The sequence below is a fragment of the Sphingobacterium sp. IITKGP-BTPF85 genome (genome assembly GCF_001006065.1).
Classification (GTDB): Bacteria; Bacteroidota; Bacteroidia; order Sphingobacteriales; family Sphingobacteriaceae; genus Sphingobacterium; species Sphingobacterium anhuiense.
Genome location: NZ_ASZT02000016.1, coordinates 42,913 through 60,102, shown reverse-complemented (window position 1 = coordinate 60,102; position 17,190 = coordinate 42,913). Strand labels below are relative to the sequence as shown.

At 36.6% G+C, this 17,190-nt stretch carries 20 protein-coding genes and 2 pseudogenes; 12 read left to right on the top strand and 10 right to left on the bottom strand.

The window, feature by feature from the left end; translation table 11 throughout:
- The 5 genes and pseudogenes from L950_RS35015 to L950_RS31990 all read left to right on the top strand — a co-directional run.
- Positions 1-323: alkaline phosphatase family protein (locus L950_RS35015; RefSeq protein ID WP_262506996.1), on the top strand; the 323-nt coding region annotated here is incomplete at its 5' end.
- On the top strand, positions 275-487 hold the full coding sequence (locus L950_RS35010; RefSeq protein WP_262506998.1) for an alkaline phosphatase family protein: 213 nt from the start codon (positions 275-277) through the stop codon (positions 485-487). The genes L950_RS35015 and L950_RS35010, both read left to right, overlap by 49 nt.
- Positions 388-1,406, top strand: a pseudogene (locus L950_RS32005) (alkaline phosphatase family protein); the annotation flags it as partial. The gene L950_RS35010 and the pseudogene L950_RS32005, both read left to right, overlap by 100 nt.
- Positions 1,407-1,778: 372 nt before the next feature.
- Positions 1,779-2,228 carry a phospholipase domain-containing protein gene (locus tag L950_RS31995; RefSeq protein ID WP_231576880.1) on the top strand — a complete coding sequence of 150 codons (450 nt, stop codon included), beginning with the start codon at positions 1,779-1,781 and terminating at the stop codon, positions 2,226-2,228.
- The gene (locus L950_RS31990; RefSeq protein ID WP_231576877.1) at positions 2,164-2,352 is read left to right on the top strand and encodes a phospholipase domain-containing protein; all 189 of its coding nucleotides are present in this window, start codon (positions 2,164-2,166) and stop codon (positions 2,350-2,352) included. Before L950_RS31995 ends, L950_RS31990 begins: the two co-directional genes overlap by 65 nt.
- A 116-nt stretch (positions 2,353-2,468) precedes the next feature.
- Here the strand turns inward: L950_RS31990 and L950_RS05310 are convergent, their stop codons facing one another.
- The 4 genes from L950_RS05310 to L950_RS05300 form a co-directional block, all read right to left on the bottom strand.
- Entirely contained in the window at positions 2,469-2,834 is a 366-nt protein-coding gene (locus L950_RS05310) for a response regulator (RefSeq protein ID WP_021188089.1), read from the bottom strand.
- 101 nt (positions 2,835-2,935) lie between these two features.
- Positions 2,936-3,670, bottom strand: coding sequence for a sensor histidine kinase (locus L950_RS29535; protein ID WP_197086265.1), 735 nt, complete (start codon positions 3,668-3,670; stop codon positions 2,936-2,938).
- Positions 3,604-4,413, bottom strand: coding sequence for a response regulator (locus L950_RS29530; RefSeq protein WP_197086264.1), 810 nt, complete (start codon positions 4,411-4,413; stop codon positions 3,604-3,606). The genes L950_RS29535 and L950_RS29530 overlap by 67 nt, the downstream gene beginning before the upstream one ends.
- A gap of 176 nt (positions 4,414-4,589) precedes the next feature.
- Positions 4,590-5,684, bottom strand: a complete 1,095-nt coding sequence (locus tag L950_RS05300) for an acyltransferase family protein (RefSeq protein WP_021188088.1) — start codon at positions 5,682-5,684, stop codon at positions 4,590-4,592.
- Between the two features lie 164 nt (positions 5,685-5,848).
- Here L950_RS05300 and L950_RS05295 point away from each other — a divergent pair, with 164 nt between their 5' ends.
- The 5 genes and pseudogenes from L950_RS05295 to L950_RS29510 all read left to right on the top strand — a co-directional run bounded on the left by L950_RS05295 (position 5,849) and on the right by L950_RS29510 (position 10,305).
- Positions 5,849-7,063, top strand: coding sequence for a DUF763 domain-containing protein (locus L950_RS05295; protein WP_021188087.1), 1,215 nt, complete (start codon positions 5,849-5,851; stop codon positions 7,061-7,063).
- Positions 7,064-7,611: 548 nt separating this feature from the next.
- Positions 7,612-7,911, top strand: coding sequence for a DUF488 domain-containing protein (locus L950_RS05290; RefSeq protein ID WP_231576879.1), 300 nt, complete (start codon positions 7,612-7,614; stop codon positions 7,909-7,911).
- Between the two features lie 41 nt (positions 7,912-7,952).
- A pseudogene (locus L950_RS37095) lies at positions 7,953-9,166 on the top strand (trans-sulfuration enzyme family protein).
- A gap of 327 nt (positions 9,167-9,493) precedes the next feature.
- A complete protein-coding gene (locus L950_RS29515; protein WP_021188083.1) occupies positions 9,494-9,817 on the top strand; it encodes a WG repeat-containing protein in 324 nt (107 codons plus the stop codon).
- Positions 9,818-10,050: 233 nt separating this feature from the next.
- Positions 10,051-10,305: a hypothetical protein gene (locus L950_RS29510; RefSeq protein ID WP_197086263.1), complete on the top strand. Its 255-nt coding sequence runs from the start codon at positions 10,051-10,053 to the stop codon at positions 10,303-10,305.
- A 20-nt stretch (positions 10,306-10,325) separates the two neighbouring features.
- Here the strand turns inward: L950_RS29510 and L950_RS35005 are convergent, their stop codons facing one another.
- Genes L950_RS35005 through L950_RS34995 form a run of 3 tightly spaced genes read right to left on the bottom strand, consistent with a single transcriptional unit; the run spans position 10,326 to position 12,510 of the window.
- Complete coding sequence (locus L950_RS35005) at positions 10,326-11,501, bottom strand: hypothetical protein (protein WP_052764314.1); 1,176 nt, start codon at positions 11,499-11,501, stop codon at positions 10,326-10,328.
- A complete protein-coding gene (locus tag L950_RS35000; RefSeq protein WP_052764313.1) occupies positions 11,441-12,346 on the bottom strand; it encodes a hypothetical protein in 906 nt (301 codons plus the stop codon). The genes L950_RS35005 and L950_RS35000 overlap by 61 nt, the downstream gene beginning before the upstream one ends.
- 32 nt (positions 12,347-12,378) lie before the next feature.
- A complete protein-coding gene (locus tag L950_RS34995) occupies positions 12,379-12,510 on the bottom strand; it encodes a hypothetical protein (protein ID WP_260292297.1) in 132 nt (43 codons plus the stop codon).
- Positions 12,511-12,993: 483 nt separating this feature from the next.
- Here L950_RS34995 and L950_RS29505 point away from each other — a divergent pair, with 483 nt between their 5' ends.
- Complete coding sequence (locus tag L950_RS29505) at positions 12,994-13,539, top strand: family 10 glycosylhydrolase (RefSeq protein WP_197086262.1); 546 nt, start codon at positions 12,994-12,996, stop codon at positions 13,537-13,539.
- Positions 13,505-14,392, top strand: coding sequence for a hypothetical protein (locus L950_RS29500; protein ID WP_197086261.1), 888 nt, complete (start codon positions 13,505-13,507; stop codon positions 14,390-14,392). Before L950_RS29505 ends, L950_RS29500 begins: the two co-directional genes overlap by 35 nt.
- 77 nt (positions 14,393-14,469) lie before the next feature.
- Here L950_RS29500 and L950_RS05265 read toward each other — a convergent pair whose 3' ends face one another.
- The 3 genes from L950_RS05265 to L950_RS05255 all read right to left on the bottom strand — a co-directional run bounded on the left by L950_RS05265 (position 14,470) and on the right by L950_RS05255 (position 16,853).
- Positions 14,470-15,261: a lipid II:glycine glycyltransferase FemX gene (locus tag L950_RS05265; RefSeq protein WP_231576876.1), complete on the bottom strand. Its 792-nt coding sequence runs from the start codon at positions 15,259-15,261 to the stop codon at positions 14,470-14,472.
- Positions 15,258-15,593, bottom strand: coding sequence for a hypothetical protein (locus tag L950_RS31980; protein ID WP_231576875.1), 336 nt, complete (start codon positions 15,591-15,593; stop codon positions 15,258-15,260). The genes L950_RS05265 and L950_RS31980 overlap by 4 nt, the downstream gene beginning before the upstream one ends.
- A 276-nt stretch (positions 15,594-15,869) precedes the next feature.
- A complete protein-coding gene (locus L950_RS05255) occupies positions 15,870-16,853 on the bottom strand; it encodes a lipoate--protein ligase (RefSeq protein ID WP_021188080.1) in 984 nt (327 codons plus the stop codon).
- Positions 16,854-17,190 lie beyond the last annotated feature (337 nt).

Below are 17,190 nucleotides of genomic sequence, written 5' to 3'. Positions count from 1 at the left end.
TTTTAGATGCGGAACACATTGTCATGCTTATGCAGGAAAATCGTTCATTTGACCATAGTTTTGGTACGCTGTCTGGTGTACGTGGTTATGGAGACCCTAGAGCGATACAATTACCGAATGGAAATCCAGTATGGTTACAATCTGGAAAAGATGGAAAAACGTTCTCTCCTTTCCGGTTGGATATTAAAAGATCTAAGGCGGCCTGGACGAGCTATCTACACACTCCTGGGAGAATCAATCTGCTGCACGCAACCAGGGAAAACACGATAATTGGATCGACGCAAAACGTTCTGACTATAAAGATTTTAGAGATATACCTTTAACAATGGGTTATTATACACGGGAAGATAATCCATTTTACTATGCATTTGCTGATGCTTTCACGATCTGCGATCAAAACTTCTGTTCTTCAATAACCGGCACGACAACAAACCGACACTTTTTTGGACAGGTACCTGTGTACCGGGTAAAGGAGAAAAACCATTAGTACGCAATTCGGATATTTATTTTAACCGCTGGGCGAGCTGGAAAACATTTCCAGAGAAACTTGAAGCGGCGGCTGTCTCTTGGAAGGTGTACCAAAATGAAGTCAGCATACAATCTGGCCTACAAGACGATGGGTTATTGGGCAATTACACGGACAATAACCTGGAGTGGTTTTCACAATATCATATAGAATTTAAGGAAAGTCATTTAGCATTTTTAAAGAAACGCGTAGCAGAGCTTCCTGCTGAAATCGCTGGTATAGAGAAGCTACTTCAGGACGGTCAAGCAACAAGTGTACAAAAAGAACAGAATAAACTGAAGCAAAAGAAAGAACAGCTGCTAAGTTTTGAGAAAAAGCTTGAGTCATTAACACCGGAAGCCTTCAACAAGGTATCACCATCAGAACAAGCCCTTTTCCGTCGTGCCTTCCAAACAAATGAAAACGACCCGAATTATCGCGAAGCCATTACCGTAAATGAACAAGGTACAGACATTCGGGTTCCTAAAGGTGACGTATTACATCAATTTAGACAAGATGTAAAATCAGGAAATCTACCTACTGTCTCTTGGCTGGTCGCCCCAGAATATTTTTCAGACCATCCTAGTGCCCCCATGTATGGTGCATGGTTTACTTCAGAAATTTTAAACATATTAACTGAAAATCCCGATGTCTGGCGCAAAACAATTTTCATCTTAAATTATGATGAAATGATGGTTATTTTGATCATGTCCCTCCTTTTGTAGCACCGAATCCTGCCGATCCTACTTCAGGAAAAGTATCGCCTGGATTGGATATTTCTGGCGAGTATGTCAGTCTGCAACAGGAATTGGAAGCAGGTGTTGATAAGGAAAATGCCACCGAAGGACCTGTCGGATTAGGGTACCGTGTTCCTTTAGTAATAGCTTCCCCTTGGTCTAAAGGTGGATGGGTCAATTCCGAAGTTTTTGATATAACGTCTACTATTCAATTTATTGAGCAATTCATAAATAAAAAATATGGTAAAAATATCCATGAAGATAATATTAGTTCATGGAGAAGAGCAATTACTGGAGATCTGACATCTGTCTTTCGCACTGCTGTTTCAGGCAATGCTAAAAAACTTCCTTTCTTGGATCGTAATGCACAAATTCGTGCTATTGATGAAGCTAAAAAATTACCACTGCCTAATAACTATCATCAATGGTCTGAAGTAGATATTGCGCAATTGAAACTTCATAAAAAAAGCAATTCGTTATTAGCGAAGCAAGAAAAAGGACAACGACCATCTAATGCACTCGCTTACGAACTATATGTGCATGAAAAAATTGATAAAAAAGAGAACAAAATTAATTTAAAACTAGAAGCAGGAAATTCCATTTTTGGAAAAATGGCGCTAAGCAGTCCATACAATGTATACGCAGGCTCAACTTATAAAGGTGGCGTGAAGTTTTGGCCTTTTGCTGTTCTTGCTGGAGAATCTCTAGATTTCAGCTGGAATTTATCGGACTTTAAAGACCATACCTATACTTTAACAGCCTATGGGCCGAATGGATTTATGCGCGGATTTAAAGGTAAAGATGAAGCGCTACAAGTACAGTCTTCTTATGAATTGGATCAAGGAAAGCAGGCAACAGGTAACCTATTGATCACTTTAATAAATGAAGGACAAGAAGCCTTACTTATTGAAGCAAAAGATAATGCATATAGCAACTGGCATAAAAGTATCATTACCTGCAGGAAAATCGATCACTTGGAAAATTGACACACACCAACAATCTGGCTGGTATGATCTCAGTTTACATGTAGTCAATACAGCTTTCGAACGCCATTTTGCAGGCCGTGTGGAAACTGGAAAACATTCAAAAACAGATCCGCAATTGAGTTAGTTCATTACTATAATCCAATAATAGTCGATCCTGTAATCTGAACGACTATTATTGATTATTGATCATTGCCCTTTCTCAAAAGTGATTTTATCAAAGGTTTTTAAGTAATTCAAATGCTACTCCAGATATTTAGCAACTATATTTTCAAGATCTTCTAAATCAAATGGCTTAGCAAGATAATCATCTGCACCTGCATCTGCTGCAAGAGACGCGATATCACTATTTGCTGTAACGTAAATAACGGGTATATGTTGAAATAAAGGATGTTGTTTCAATAGTTTTGTTGCTTCTTTCCCTCCAATATCCGGAATCCAATTGTCCATCAAAATCAAATCGGGTGTCAGTTCAGCAACCTTCTCAATAATATCGTGAGATGTCTCAGATATGGCAATATGATATCCCGCATCTTCTAAAATAATGGTCACAATTTCTAAAATGGAAACATCATCTTCAAATATTAAAATCTTCTTTCTATTATCCATGGCTCTATCTTTAAACTGTTCGTGCTAATTTTTTTGTAGTATGTTCATTTTCATCAAGGGTGATACTGAGGTTTTTCACATTTTTGGAAACTCGGGTAACTTTAGTGTACTACTCTTAAAGGAAGTGTAAAATAAAATGTGGTACCTTCAACTGCTTTACTCGTCATACCATATTGTCCCTCATGTTGACGGATAATTTCTGCACAGATATACAAACCCAATCCCAATCCCTGAAAGCGTACCGAAGTCTCCTCTACCCTATAAAATTTATCAAATATTGGCGTTTGATTTTGAGGCGGAACACCAATACCAAAATCTTGCACACTGACTTTCACTTCCTTATCATCCTTTTCCGTATGAATTATAATATGGTCAGAATCTGGTCCATACTTAATTGCATTGCTCATAAAATTGATCAAAACTTGTTCAATACGCATCTCGTCTCCAAAAATCGGGATTTCCAATTTTTCACCTGTGCGTTCAATATTTAATATTCTCTTTTCCTGAGTCTGATGCATCGTATCGACCACTGTATCAATCACAGCATCTAAATCAAAAAATTGGTGATCGACATATAATTTACCATTATCAATTTTTGAAATATCGAGCAGGTCTGCAACCAAAGTACTTAGTTTATTTAATTGTCCTTCAACCCGGTTCATATATTTATATGCTTTTGAATGTGGCTCGTCTTTTAAAGAACGATTCAGAAGTTGCACATAACCACGCATGCTTGTAAGTGGTGTTTTTAACTCATGCGACGCAATACTTAAAAATTCATCTTTCTTCTGTGAAAGCTGTTTTTGATCATCAATATCTGTAAAAGTACCAACCAATGGGTAATGAATTGATCCTCTTCAATAGGTACAATTCTTAAAAGATGATAACGGTAAAGTTGTGCATCTAGAGGTTTTATTCGAACCTCCATTTCCAGAGCAGTTCCTTTTTGAATGTGTGATCTTAAAGTTACCAGAATAGCTGGATCGTTTGGATGACATTCTGGAAAATCATTTTGCGTCCTAGAAAAAGTAAACCAGTTACGATTAACAAAATCAATCCTCACATCCGGTGTTACCGTAAATGCTATCTGTGGAAGAGCTTCTAATATCAAACGTAAATGATTGGCTTTGGCGACTAACGAATACTGGGCTTTTTTACGGCGTTCAATTTCGGCCTTTAAATCTTCTTGCACGGCATTAAGAACCAAAGTCTGTTCATATAGTCGATAAAAATTTTTTACTTTGAGCAGTAATATATTCATATCAACTGGTTTGGTCACATAGTCAATACTGCCAGATTTATATCCCTGTTCTATAAATCTCTTGTCACGATTAGCTGCTGATAAAAATATAATCGGAATATCTTTGGTTTTGGTATACTTTGCCAAGTGATCAGCCACTTCAAATCCATCCATATCGGGCATCTTTACATCAAGAATAATAAGAGCATATCGATTCTTAAATGTCTTTCTCAATGCTTCGTCTCCTGAAAAAGCGGTATCTACACTAAAACCTCTAGACTCTAACAGTTGTTGCAAGGAATAGATATTCTCTGGTTTATCGTCAACAATTAAAATCATAATTTAGTTCTTCTACTATTTGACTGTTTTTTATTTTGGGTATTAAATAAACTGTTTTTGTGCCGTAAGTTTATATAATCCTCCACGATAGTAAAATCAAAAATCAATCCAAATAGTTGCCATCTACTAGGTTAGCGAAAAAGATATAAATCACATTTTAAATCTTCACGAAATACTTATTTTATACAACAGGTATAAATCAGAAATACGATATAAAAATTCCCGACAGTTAATATGATTGGAGCAAGTTCCGGCCACTGGTTCTCTAAACCAAATGTCAAAGAATGAACTACTGATCTGAAGTTAACAAATTCACCAATAAAATAAGCAACAATAGAATTCATGCCATATATTTTTAACCATCTAAAGGGCTTAACCACCTTTTTAACATCAATCACATAATAAAATATAGCCATCAGGATAAAGCAGATTCCACCTGAAAACAAGGTCATACTACTGGTCCAGATACGTTTAATAATAGGTATTTGAAAATGCAATAATACTCCTGCCAATAAACATATAAAACCGATAGTGATCAAATCACGAAAAACTCTATTGGGATTAATACGTGCATTTTCTTTAATGATTTTACCTGCAAAACAGCCCATCATCACGGTAACTGTAAAGGTCAGACTGCTCCATATCCAAGAGTAGTCATAGGTGTCTGAAAAATCCCAAATGCCCTGATCCCAGTACACTCCATCCATCCAGGAACCTAATATTTTTTTATCCACACGAATTGCAAAGTTTTCTTGTGGGCTATAATTGCCGTCCAGTACAAATGGGATAGTATATACAACTAATAAACAGATGCTCAAAGTAATTACTTTTCGTATCGGCAAATTAAAGTAAGCTAATGAAGTGAATAAATATCCCACAGCTATGGCCTGCAATGTATTGGAATAAAGTTTGAAATAATGCCAATCAAAACTCAGTAGATTTCCCTGTATAATCATCCCTAGCAACCAAAGTATAGCAAAACGTCTAAAAATATGCCTATATATCGGTCCAACAGGTTGTCCGATCTTACTGTCAAGAGAAAAAGGAACAGTAACACCGGTCATAAATAAAAACAAAGGCATAATCAAATCCCATAATCGGAAACCTTCCCAAACTTCATGATCAAATTGATACAAAAAGGCATGATAATAAGAATTGTCCCATACCTGACCGATCGCTACTAGCACAGGTTGTAAAGCAACCAATAAAAATAAGTCAAATCCTCTTAGAATATCCAGTGACTCCAGTCGCTGTGATTTTTGGTCTTGCATAATTAAGTTTAGTTTAGGAGTGTTGTTTTGTAAGCGAATATATACAATGAAGACGAATAAACAACTGTTGCTATAGCCATTTTACCTGGTAAATCAAGATATAAAAAAATGAACTGTAATTTTTATTTACTACATTTACACTAATAATATTAGCAAAAAACAACATGAAACGTTCCGGGACAGCCGATTTACCTCTTCACTATGGAAAAGTGCCTGCTTGGCTTTATGAACGTATGTCGGCTTTGGGACTTTCTATAGTAGAGGCAATTTTAACGGAATATGGTAAAGATGAAGTACTTCGTCGTTTGTCCGATCCATTTTGGTTTCAAAGTTTTGGCGCTGTACTCGGTATGGACTGGCATTCTTCCGGCATCACCACATCGGTAATGGGTGCTTTAAAACGAGCCATCAATCCAAATTCCACATCTTTAGGTCTATACATTTGTGGCGGAAAAGGTAAGTTATCCAAAGAAACCCCAATGGAGCTATTGCGGGTAGCCGATCATGCTGGTCTTGCAGGAGAGGAATTAGTGCGTGCGAGCAAATTGACTGCAAAAGTGGACAACACCGCAATACAAGATGGATACCAATTGTACCTGCACAATTTCATTGTGTCCGATAAGGGAAATTGGACAGTTGTCCAACAGGGAATGCATGATCATGATGGGACTGCTAGGCGTTACCATTGGCATTCGGAACAATTAAAATCTTTCATCGATGAACCGCATACCGGTATTAACGGAATATCACAGGGACGAATATTAAACCTGACAGCTTCGGGCGCTTCTTCCAATAGACAGGGAATTCTCGCCATTGCAAAAACAGATCCTGCAAAAACAATACAAGAATTTGCACATTTGATCATGCCTAAAAAACACGATATCCAATCTTCTGATGTTGATCTTAAAAGGCTTGGCGCCTTATTATATGTAACTCGTGAACTACAGACCGACAATTTTGAAGAACTGTTGCTTTTAAAAGGTGTAGGCCCCCGCACCATGCAGTCCCTAGCTTTGGTCAGTGAGGTTATACACGGTGGTCCGGCCCGTTTTCAAGACCCGGCCCGTTTTTCATTTGCACATGGTGGTAAAGATGGCCACCCTTTTCCCGTGCTAATAACAATATATGACAATAGCATTGCTGTTTTAAGAAAAGGAATAGAAAAATCAAAATTGGGACAGTCTGATAAATTACGTACGATTAATAAACTGCATCAGATTGTTCTTCAGACTGAGGCGAATTTCAACCCTCAGTTTGATATTCAAGAAATCATTGAGCAGGAACGACGAGATTCATGGAAATATGAAGGTAGAACTGTCATGGGAAAAGCCCAGAAACCCGACCCAAATAAACCAGGCATTCAACTATCTCTTTTTTAAACTGATACTGCACTCAATTTCCAACAAGCTTCATCCATTCTCGCTAAAAACGAATCAGATTTCCTATCAATAAAGATGGAAATAAAAAGCTCCGAAATGGGGTTTCGGAGCTAACTAAACATAAATTGACCAAAGTAATAACAACTAATTACATGTCATTTTCTAGTTCTGCTCCTTCACATCATTTTATATCATTTTACCACCGTGTTCAAGGCAAATTTCAATACGATCATGTCATGATATTTGGTCTAAAATAAATATCGCATGTATAATCATTTGCGACTTACCACAATTACTGAAATAGGTATACAAATTACTGTTTAACATGCTTCATAAAGTGTGACATCGACTACAATCTATTAATAGTCGATGTCCTTTTCCATATTGATTCCTTTACCAATGAAATAAATAAGCGGTTTGTACTTATATTAATTATGCATAAATAGATTTGCTATCAGGATTTATCACTAAATTTAAACTATGCGACCAGATATAAGTATTAAACGTATCTATGAAGAAACCGATAGTCATGACGGTTATCGAGTTTGGTGGATAGACTATGGCCAAGAGGTCTTACTAAAGAAAAAGCTCATATTGACGAATGGGCTACTGCGATTGCACCTTCTACCGCAACCCGGCTCGCCTATACTCATGTTCCGGAACGATGGGACACCTTTAAAATCCAGTACAAAAACGAACTCCTAAAAAATGAACAGTTAATTTCTTATCTGGATAAATGGGAAGAGCATCCCATCATAACATTACTTTATGCTGCTAAGGATAAAGAGCACACGCATGCGCTTGTATTGCAGGAATATCTGATATTTTGCTACAATTCCCGAAAGTAATTTTAATAATAAAATCATCATAAACCTAAAACCTACACCCAATGAATAACAAAAGCATCGATTTTGGAACACTTGCCATACATCAATTGCATACTGATGGTCACCATTCTCATTTAGCACCCATATATGCCAGTTCCACTTTTACTTTTGACAGTGCCGAACAGGGTATGCGAAGATTCTCCGGTGAAGATTCTGGCTATATTTACTCCCGGTTTGGAAACCCAACTACTGATGCCACAGCTCAAGCTATAGCCGATCTTGAAACCTGGAAGATCTTAAATGAAGACGGAACGCCAATGCGCGCCAGGGCGCTGTTAACCTCAAGTGGACAGGCGGCGATGTCTACCTTATTTATTTCTTGCTTAAATGCCGGAGATGCACTATTGGCTACGCCTTCTCTTTATGGTGGCACTCATGAATTTATCACGAAAATGCTCCCTAAATTTGGGATCAAAACCTATTTTTCGGATATGACAGATGTTACTGAACTGGAAGCACTTTTGAAAGCAAATCCCGAAATTAAGCTTGTTCATTTTGAGTCCCCCGCTAATCCAACGATGCAATGCATCAATATTGAACGTGTTGTTCAGATTTCAAAAAATATCAGAAGCTAGTTTCTGTAGACAACACTTTTGCAACGCCTTATTTACAACAGCCGTTTAAATATCAGGTGGATTTTATTTTTCATTCCACTACAAAGTTTTTAAATGGACATGGTAGTGCAATCGGTGGTGTCCTGATTGGCCGTGATCTAAATGCCATGCAGACTTACGTGCACCAGACACATAAATTACTGGGTGTAAACAGTAATCCATTTGATGCATTTTTAGTTTTGCAGGGAATAAAAACGTTACCATTAAGAATGGAACAGCATTGCCGAAATGCCATGGATGTAGCCTATTTTCTGAATAATCATCCGGAGATTGCTAGCGTACATTATAACGGTCTACCGAGCCACCCAGATTTTGAAATTAGCAAAAAGCAGATGCGACATGCGGGATCCGTCATGAGTATTGAGCTAAAAGGTGGATATGAAAAATCAATTGATTTTGTCAATAAGCTACAGATATGTACACGAGCAGTTTCAATCGGCACCGTAGATACTTTGGTCTCGCATCCGGCCTCAATGTCCCATGCAGGTATACCTCGGGAAATCAGACTGAAAACCGGTATTACGGATGGTCTTATCCGCATCAGTGTTGGGCTGGAGTCCATCGAAGATTTAATTGCAGACCTCGAACAAGCTTTGCAATAAACTGAGCGGATCAGAATTTACATCAGAACCTTTTTATTAGATTTTTATTTTTAGTCCTATGAGATATTTCACACTGTCCTTGTTTTTAGTATTTACATACTGTAATCTGTTTGCGCAACGAAGCGACCCATGGTATGCATTTTACAATCAAGACAGTACTCTTATTGGTTTTAAAGATGGACTTGGCCACATGAAAATCAAACCAAATTTGAAGGTGTCACAAGAGCAAATCGTTTTGATGACATCCTAGCTGCTACTGAAAAAAATAATGGTCAATGGAATTCATTCTATCTAACAAAATCAGGCCGTAAAATTGGTCACGATAGCTTGCATATCATCGACAATGGCGCCGATTGTGAAAGTGAGGGGTTTATCCGATTTAGAGATCCGCAAACCTCTTTAACAGGTCTTTTTAACCGGAATGGCGATATCGTCATTCCCGCGATTTACAGTGGCTTGACTCGCGTTCATAATGGTCTTCTGGTTGCTTTAAAAGGAGCTACAAAAAAACGCGTCGGAATAGACAGCTTAATAACTTGGGTTGGTGGTGAAGAAGTACTTTTAGATACCAGTAATAACGTTATAATTGCAGATTTTGAATACCAACCAACCCTAAATTTTTCTCTCTTCAAAAAACAAAAGAATCTTTAGATGATCCCTCTCGAATTTCTTTTGTCGGAACTGACGGTTTACATTATTCCTTTATTAATTTTCAGAAAGAATTTGAAAATTGGTTAAAGACAGATTTACTCGTTGATTTAACAAAGTCAAAATTATTAAAGGCAACTTATTCACAAGTCACTTGGGAAACGTCCATTGCATGGGAAGCATCAGATAAGATCATGTTTATGGAACGCAATTTTGATCTTATAAAAAATAATTTGATGGAAACTACAAGCTCAGAAACGGACTATTTCATTTCTGCAGATGGCTTAAATCCTTTTATGTTCGATGCTCCAGAATTTCAGAAATATTTTAATAATTGTGGTGAATCAAAAGATTGGCTATATCCGACCATGTCTATAATTATATCCCATAAGAACAAAAAGGATTTGGTTCAGGATCATCTTGAATTCTTAAGAACAGATGAAGGGTATAAACTTTTATGTGTCACCATCAGAAAAGGTCAGTTAAAATAGCTTACACATGCAGACCTATATTACGATTTATCTTGAGGTGGAAAGAAAAATGACCTCGGACTAATTTTAAAATAAATCCAGACTGCTTTTGCCATTTTAATCAATTCTCCAAAGGATAAATTACGGGATCGAAATGCGAGCGTCAACGATAATGAAAAACTAACAGCAAAATTAAAAAAACCAATAAGCCCTATACCTAAAATGCCCCAGATCCACATATCAGTAGTCAGCGACATGTTATTCCCAAATAATCCTAAAGCTAAATTTCCGCTCGCAAAAGTAATGTGCCTAATATCTAAATTAAGACCTAAAAACATACCGACTGAAGCTGTTGTTCCCATAAAAACCCCGAACCAGATATTAGAAACGATCCCTGCCCATTTCTTTTCATAAAAACGGGCAACTTTTGCAGTTTTCTCCTTACCGAATACTTTCTTTAACACCGGTTGTTCCTCGATTCGATAATACACTGAATTGTGTTTATCACGGTTAGAGATACTACCGGCAATAATTCCTGACAAAAACAAAAAAACACCTGCTATGCAAGCATGCAAGATCATAGGAGTTTCGGTCGGATTAAGATCATTGACCAAGGTCATCCATTTCCCTGCTGCCGCATTATAATGGAAAAGTTCCTGTATACCCCAAATTAAAACAAGACTTACGGGAAAAGCCATTATCACATTACCTACAAATGCAATGAATTGTGAACGAAACAATCTTGCAAAAAATACTGCAAAATTCCAGTATCTATGTCTGGTCTCATCTTGTCCTGATGCCCCATTCTCAATTGCAGCAACTAAAGCAGAAGCAGTCATTGCGGGTTGCTTTGTCGCCAAGGTTGCTCCAAATAGATAAATAGCTGTAAATCCGATCGCATAATTTATACTATAAAGTAAAGCATGTCCAAATTCGCTTGTCTCTACTTTACCTAAAAACAATTTCAGGATACACATAACGCCTACAATGATGCCGCCACCACAGGCCGAGCGAAACATGTTCCAATATTCTTTCTTGCTGGAGGTAATATAATGCTCTCCGGTCTGTGCGGTATGGTGCGTGATTTCGTAAGCCAATAATTGTGTACTCTGTCCAACAAGTTTGCGAATATTACTCTTACGGCAGTTGTAACCAATTAACGTCTGAGCAAAAGCAATACTTTTATCAACCTTTTCCTGCTCTTTATCAATAACCAAAAAAGAAATGATGCTTTAATTCTTTCCAATTGTTGCCGGATCCTTAATAAAGATTGATTGACCTTAATTGAGATGCCAAAACGATGAGAGTTTGCAAAGGCGGTATCAATATAATTTTCACATTGCTTATGCAAAACCAGGATTTGTTTATAAGCAAGATCATCGGAGGTCATAAAATGCAAGTTACCCGCTAAAAAACGATCGTTAAGTTCGCTAAACTCACGCATGATGGCAATAAATGGACTATCAAAATTTTGAAATTCAGGAACCATCTTGTTGACATCTGTTTCCATTGCCCTACCTGTAATACGTTGAACCAAAACTTCAAGACCATAGAGAATCTCCTTGATTTTGAAGTTGACATCGCTCTCGTATAATGAATTGAAATCACATATCAGATAGAGTCGTTGCAACTGATCATTGGGAATGACGGCAACCCAATCTGCATCTTGCGAATGATAGAAAAGCTGATTTAACACATATTGCAATGTTGATTTGGGAGGTTGTGAAGGAAGGTATTTCTCCGTTATTCTCTTTTTGATCTCATACCTAAAATCGGCATAACTGATAATTCCGGTATCTGAAATTAATTGATCAAAATCTTTATGATCAATAACTCGACGCACATAAGAAGAAAAACTGAACCTGACATCAGGTGAAGCTTCTAAATAAATCAATAATGGCGCAATATCGACCTGGTAATATAACGATCGTCGCTTTGGTCTAAAGATATCTATTAATGCAGCCAAAAAGTCCAGCTCGATGTAGGCTGGATCACTAAGTTGAGCCTCGAATCTCTCAAAAAGTTGTTTTATCTCTTGACTGGCATTTACTTTTTCTCTCATGTAGAACAGCTTGAAATTGCGTAATAATAAAATTAGAGTATGATGATGCTATTTACATTATAAAATACAGCAGGCATATGGCTGTTAAAAATTTCTCTTGTACTATTGGAAATTTCTAAAATGGTAAAACCTAAAGTCATCGTAATAATTCGTATACTTTTCATTTTTTACATTTCTTCAATGATAATGCCACTTTATCATTGCGTACAGAGAACTGATATGTTCCTCATCATCATATTAAGAGTTCTCTCAACTGACCTTATTGCTTAAATATACGACACAAATGATCAAATTGTGAGGAAAATAGTTAAAATCTGTTAAAATTCATGATCAATTATATTAATCGGCATACTAAATGCGTTTAGTATGTATTCATAATTTAGGTTAATAATTGGTTAGTTAAAACGCCTGGAGTTCCCCGCTTCAGGCGTTTTTTAGTACACCATATAACGTTGTCTTTTAGAAATTTAACGCTATCCTTAATTTTTGCTAGATCAAACAATAAAAATCACTTTGTCTAATTAATGATTAAAACGAACCAAAAGCTATAACCATTTAGTCCAATTTGATGAAAAATATTTATATTGCAGCTTAAACAGTATAAATCGAAACATAACCAAAACCGTGTTTCAATAAAGCTATAAATTATGAATCACCTTCATTTGTCACGCATGCGTTTTTACATTCTTTTTTTCTTTGGGCTATTTCTATTTACCGCTTCTGAAACCAAAGCGGCCGAAAAGGATGGTCAGCCTATGTTCTGGACTTGGTTGGATTACAGACCTACAAGCAATTTTGATTCCTTATGCCGTGAAATGCAATATCTAGGTATTGACGGAGTGATGCTCAATGCACCATCACCCGACGATTACAGAGTTGCTATCCCGATAGCACATAAGTATGGGATTAAAGTTGTGGCTTGGTTATGGACCATGAATCTAGAACATGATCGCGAGAAGATATTAAAGGAACATCCGGAATGGTTCAGTGTAAACCGTAATGGAAAAAGCCTAGCAGATACAACAGCATACGTCGGTTATTATAAATTTTTATCTCCAGTCTTACCTGAAGTCAAAGACTATATTAAAAAGAAAATTGAATCATACTGTGCTGTAGAGGGCTTAGATGGTATATCGATCGATTATCACCGCTATGTAGATGTTGTGCTCCCAACTACACTTTGGCCAATATAATATTGTTCAAGATCGCGAATATGCGGCATGGGATTATGGTTATCATCCCGTCGCAATCCAAAAATTTAAGGAACAATATGGCTATGATCCTAGAACACAAAAAGATCCTTCCAGTGATCTTAAATGGAGACAATTCCGTTGTGATCAGATTACAGATGTGGCTAATATGATCGCAGACGTTGTACATGCTAGTGGAAAAATTATGGCAGCATCGCCATTTCCAACCCCTAAAATGGCATCCCGTATGGTAAGACAAGATTGGGGAAAGTGGAATCTGGATATGGTATTCCCAATGGTATATAGTAATTTCTACACGGAAGATGCTAGTTTCGTCAGAGACTGTACAATTGAAAATGCAAGAGATAAAAATAAAATGACCAGCTTATATTGTGGGCTGATGGCTAGTAATAGCGATGCTATGTTTACAGAGATGGACGAAGCTTTAAATCATGGTGCACAGGGAATCGCAATTTTTACGGTAAACAGCATCCGTGATCCTAAAGTCAAAGAAAAATTTAAAAATTATACTGCACAGGCAAAAGCAAAAAAAGCGGCTAACGATGGAATAATGCCTCTTGTTGGGACGAATAAGGTTGAAAAAGATCCTTTCAAAAAAGAAGGTATTATGAATTTGATCACAGCTAAAATCCAAAAGATGGTATCTGGTTCAGAAACTGCAACCAGCCTTCCTGCGGTAAAATTATCAAGTTTCAAAAAAGTAGCTTCCTATGATGTTACAGAACGTTATTTGGTGTCTGATAAAATCAGTAATAAAAAATTCCACGTCACTTTTTATTTTTATGGAGGTATCCTATCAGGCTGGAATGTAGACGCAGTAAAAGAAACCGTGTAAAATTACTCATCCAAGAAATCGGAACATATTTCAATATAGAAAAGGGTTGATCATAGCGATGATCAACCCTTTTTAATTTAACTCAAGTGGTAACTCTGGTTCTTGAATTCCATAGAAGTATAATATTTATATTTCTCATTATCCAGTGGATAATCCCAACAGCCCATACGATGAAAGATTTCACCACCAAAACCCGTTTTAAATCGGTACAATCCATACATCGGATGTGACTCATCTGCCTGCGGAGCAACTCCAAAAAAATCATATTCAGTACAGCCTTTTTCTTTTGCGATTTGCATAGCACGCCATTGCAATGCATAGGTTGCCATATAATTTCTATTTTCTGTGGCTGATGCTCCGTAAAGATATGTCCCCCTATTTGCTGACACGACTAAAAACATGGCTGCTAACGGTTTGCCCTCGACCTCAGCAACTAATAAATGAACATCTGCCGGTGAAAGGGTATCATTAGCACGAGCAGAAAGTACAATTCTAAAATAGCTGATATCATGTAAAAAGAAATTATTCCGCACTGCAGTCTGTTTATACAGGTCATACCAAATCGCTAAACTATCCATACCAAGAGAGCGAATGTTGACTCCTTTTCGCTTTGCTAAATGGACATTATAACGCGTTTTGGCCTTCATTGCACCTAATAAGCTATCTTCATCTTTTCTCAAATCCATAAAAATGGTATTTGAAGGTAAAATATCGGTATTGGCTTTTCTTAAGTTCCAATTATTGGTATTAAAATTAAAACGGATTTCCTGAATTTTTTTATCCGGAACTCCTAACCAGTTGCCATTGATATCATAACAGTCATCGTCTTTTGCCCAATGTGATTCCCAAGATAAATCATAACGAATCATAATGCAGTTTTAGGTAAACAAGATCTTAAACTCTCGGACAATTGCTCCAAGAAATAGCCTTGATTTTCAACCGATGGTTCGATCTCTGGTCCATAGGGAACGTAGGCAATACTGTGCTCCTGATCGATAGCCTGAATCAAAATCAATAGATCTCCTATAAAATAGGCACTGTCTTCGGAATCGACATAAAGATCTGCTATTTTAGTTTTAAAATTAAATGCTTTTGAAGTTACACCCTGTAACCTTTTTACTTCAGACCAATAGGCCGTTTGCTGAATGATTGATGTTTGATAAATCTGTTTAATTTCTTTGTCTTCTATTTCGGCAATCATGACGTTTTTTAATATTAAATCAATGGGCATTGAAATTTGAAACTTCCGTTTTCAATTTCAATGCCCAAAACGACAAACATAACCATAAAGATTAAAGACGGCAAGTCCATTTGTCAGGGACTTGTTAAAATGAAGCATAATTATCAAAGATGCGAGATCTTCTTGCTGACTTCAAATAAGAAAAAGGGTAAAGTAAGACTTAAAAATTATGAGCACTCTTCAAATTGGCTTAAAAATTCAATAACCAACGAAGAGTACTACTGAAATAACCCACAGTTATTTGAACAATTCCATTAATTCTGCAATATTAACTTTACCGAAGTAAGCCGTTACATCATGCTTTTCCAGTAATTGTGCAAGGTGGACAGTCTCATGTTTTTGTCCGATCAATATAATCTCCAGCTCCTCAATTGGTTTTGAAGCAAAAAAATCTCCAAATATCTTCGCCTTTTCAATATACCCTTTATGGACATCTAAATGTATTTCAATAAATCCAGCAGGTATCTTTATCGCTTTCTTAAAATTGTAATTAGGAGAAAAGCCAAAATTCCATTCCCAGGTACTGTACTTTTCTGCTACCAATTTTTCGATCCCCAGAATATCTTCATCCGTTAGTTTATAAATCTTAGCTTCAGGATTATTCTTTCTCATCTCCTCAATCAACAATTGCTTGAAAGCTGAGACTGTCATATCTTGTGGTAAGTACTCATTCAGATTAATTACACGTGCACGATTGGACTTGACAGCTTTATCTATAAACTTCAAAGGATTAACTTTTAGCGCATCGCCCAGCACCTCCATCTGTGAACTAATCAATAACGTACCATGTTGGATCATTTTTCCATTTTTTGCAAGTTTGGCATTTCCACTAAATTTCTTCCCTTCAATCAACAGATCATTTCTCCCCTCCAATTTTGCAGGTATGTTCATACTATTTAACAACGATACGACGGGCTGAGTAAATGTCGAGAAATCCATAAAATCATTTTCGCCCAACAAGATGTGAAAAGAAAAATTCAGATTTCCAAGATCATGATAAACCGCTCCTCCCCCTGACATCCTTCGAACGACCTTTATTCCTTGAGCTTGAACATAATCCAAGTTAATTTCAGCTAATGTATTTTGAAATTTGCCTATGATAATTGAAGGTGCATTAATATACAGAAGGAAAATAGCTTCTTTTGGGTATTTATATAATAAGTATTCTTCCGATGCTATATTAAAATAAGCATTATTAGAAGGTGAATCGATAATCAACATAAGATTGAAATTTTAACAAAAATAATAAGTTTTTGACAGAAAGACGATGCCGGGCCTTCAGTGCTTTATACAGGATCAAGTCTGGTCATTAATACCTTCATAAATAAACAGTTTTAATCTCTAACAATGAAATAGCTTCAATAATTGAAAAAAGGGGAACATGGATTAAGAAAAATATTAAATGAAACCATTATATTTACAAGAGAAGAGCTATTAAAATAACGTTAAATACTTTTCCACGAAGTGTATTACGCTGCTTTTTTTATCAACTATACTTCGTTCAGATTACATTAGAGAAATAAATGATTAGAATTTTATTGCAAAATAATAGATCGTG

Coding starts and splice junctions, on each gene's coding strand:
- L950_RS31990 (WP_231576877.1), top strand. CDS start 2,164: ATGCATATAGCAACTGGCATAAAAGTATCATTACCTGCAGGAAAATCG.
- L950_RS05310 (WP_021188089.1), bottom strand. CDS start 2,834: ATGGATAATAGAAAGAAGATTTTAATATTTGAAGATGATGTTTCCATT.
- L950_RS29530 (WP_197086264.1), bottom strand. CDS start 4,413: ATGATTTTAATTGTTGACGATAAACCAGAGAATATCTATTCCTTGCAA.
- L950_RS05300 (WP_021188088.1), bottom strand. CDS start 5,684: ATGCAAGACCAAAAATCACAGCGACTGGAGTCACTGGATATTCTAAGA.
- L950_RS05295 (WP_021188087.1), top strand. CDS start 5,849: ATGAAACGTTCCGGGACAGCCGATTTACCTCTTCACTATGGAAAAGTG.
- L950_RS29510 (WP_197086263.1), top strand. CDS start 10,051: ATGGAAACTACAAGCTCAGAAACGGACTATTTCATTTCTGCAGATGGC.
- L950_RS35000 (WP_052764313.1), bottom strand. CDS start 12,346: ATGAGAGAAAAAGTAAATGCCAGTCAAGAGATAAAACAACTTTTTGAG.
- L950_RS34995 (WP_260292297.1), bottom strand. CDS start 12,510: ATGAAAAGTATACGAATTATTACGATGACTTTAGGTTTTACCATTTTA.
- L950_RS29505 (WP_197086262.1), top strand. CDS start 12,994: ATGAATCACCTTCATTTGTCACGCATGCGTTTTTACATTCTTTTTTTC.
- L950_RS29500 (WP_197086261.1), top strand. CDS start 13,505: ATGTTGTGCTCCCAACTACACTTTGGCCAATATAATATTGTTCAAGAT.
- L950_RS05265 (WP_231576876.1), bottom strand. CDS start 15,261: ATGATTCGTTATGATTTATCTTGGGAATCACATTGGGCAAAAGACGAT.
- L950_RS31980 (WP_231576875.1), bottom strand. CDS start 15,593: ATGATTGCCGAAATAGAAGACAAAGAAATTAAACAGATTTATCAAACA.
- L950_RS05255 (WP_021188080.1), bottom strand. CDS start 16,853: ATGTTGATTATCGATTCACCTTCTAATAATGCTTATTTTAATATAGCA.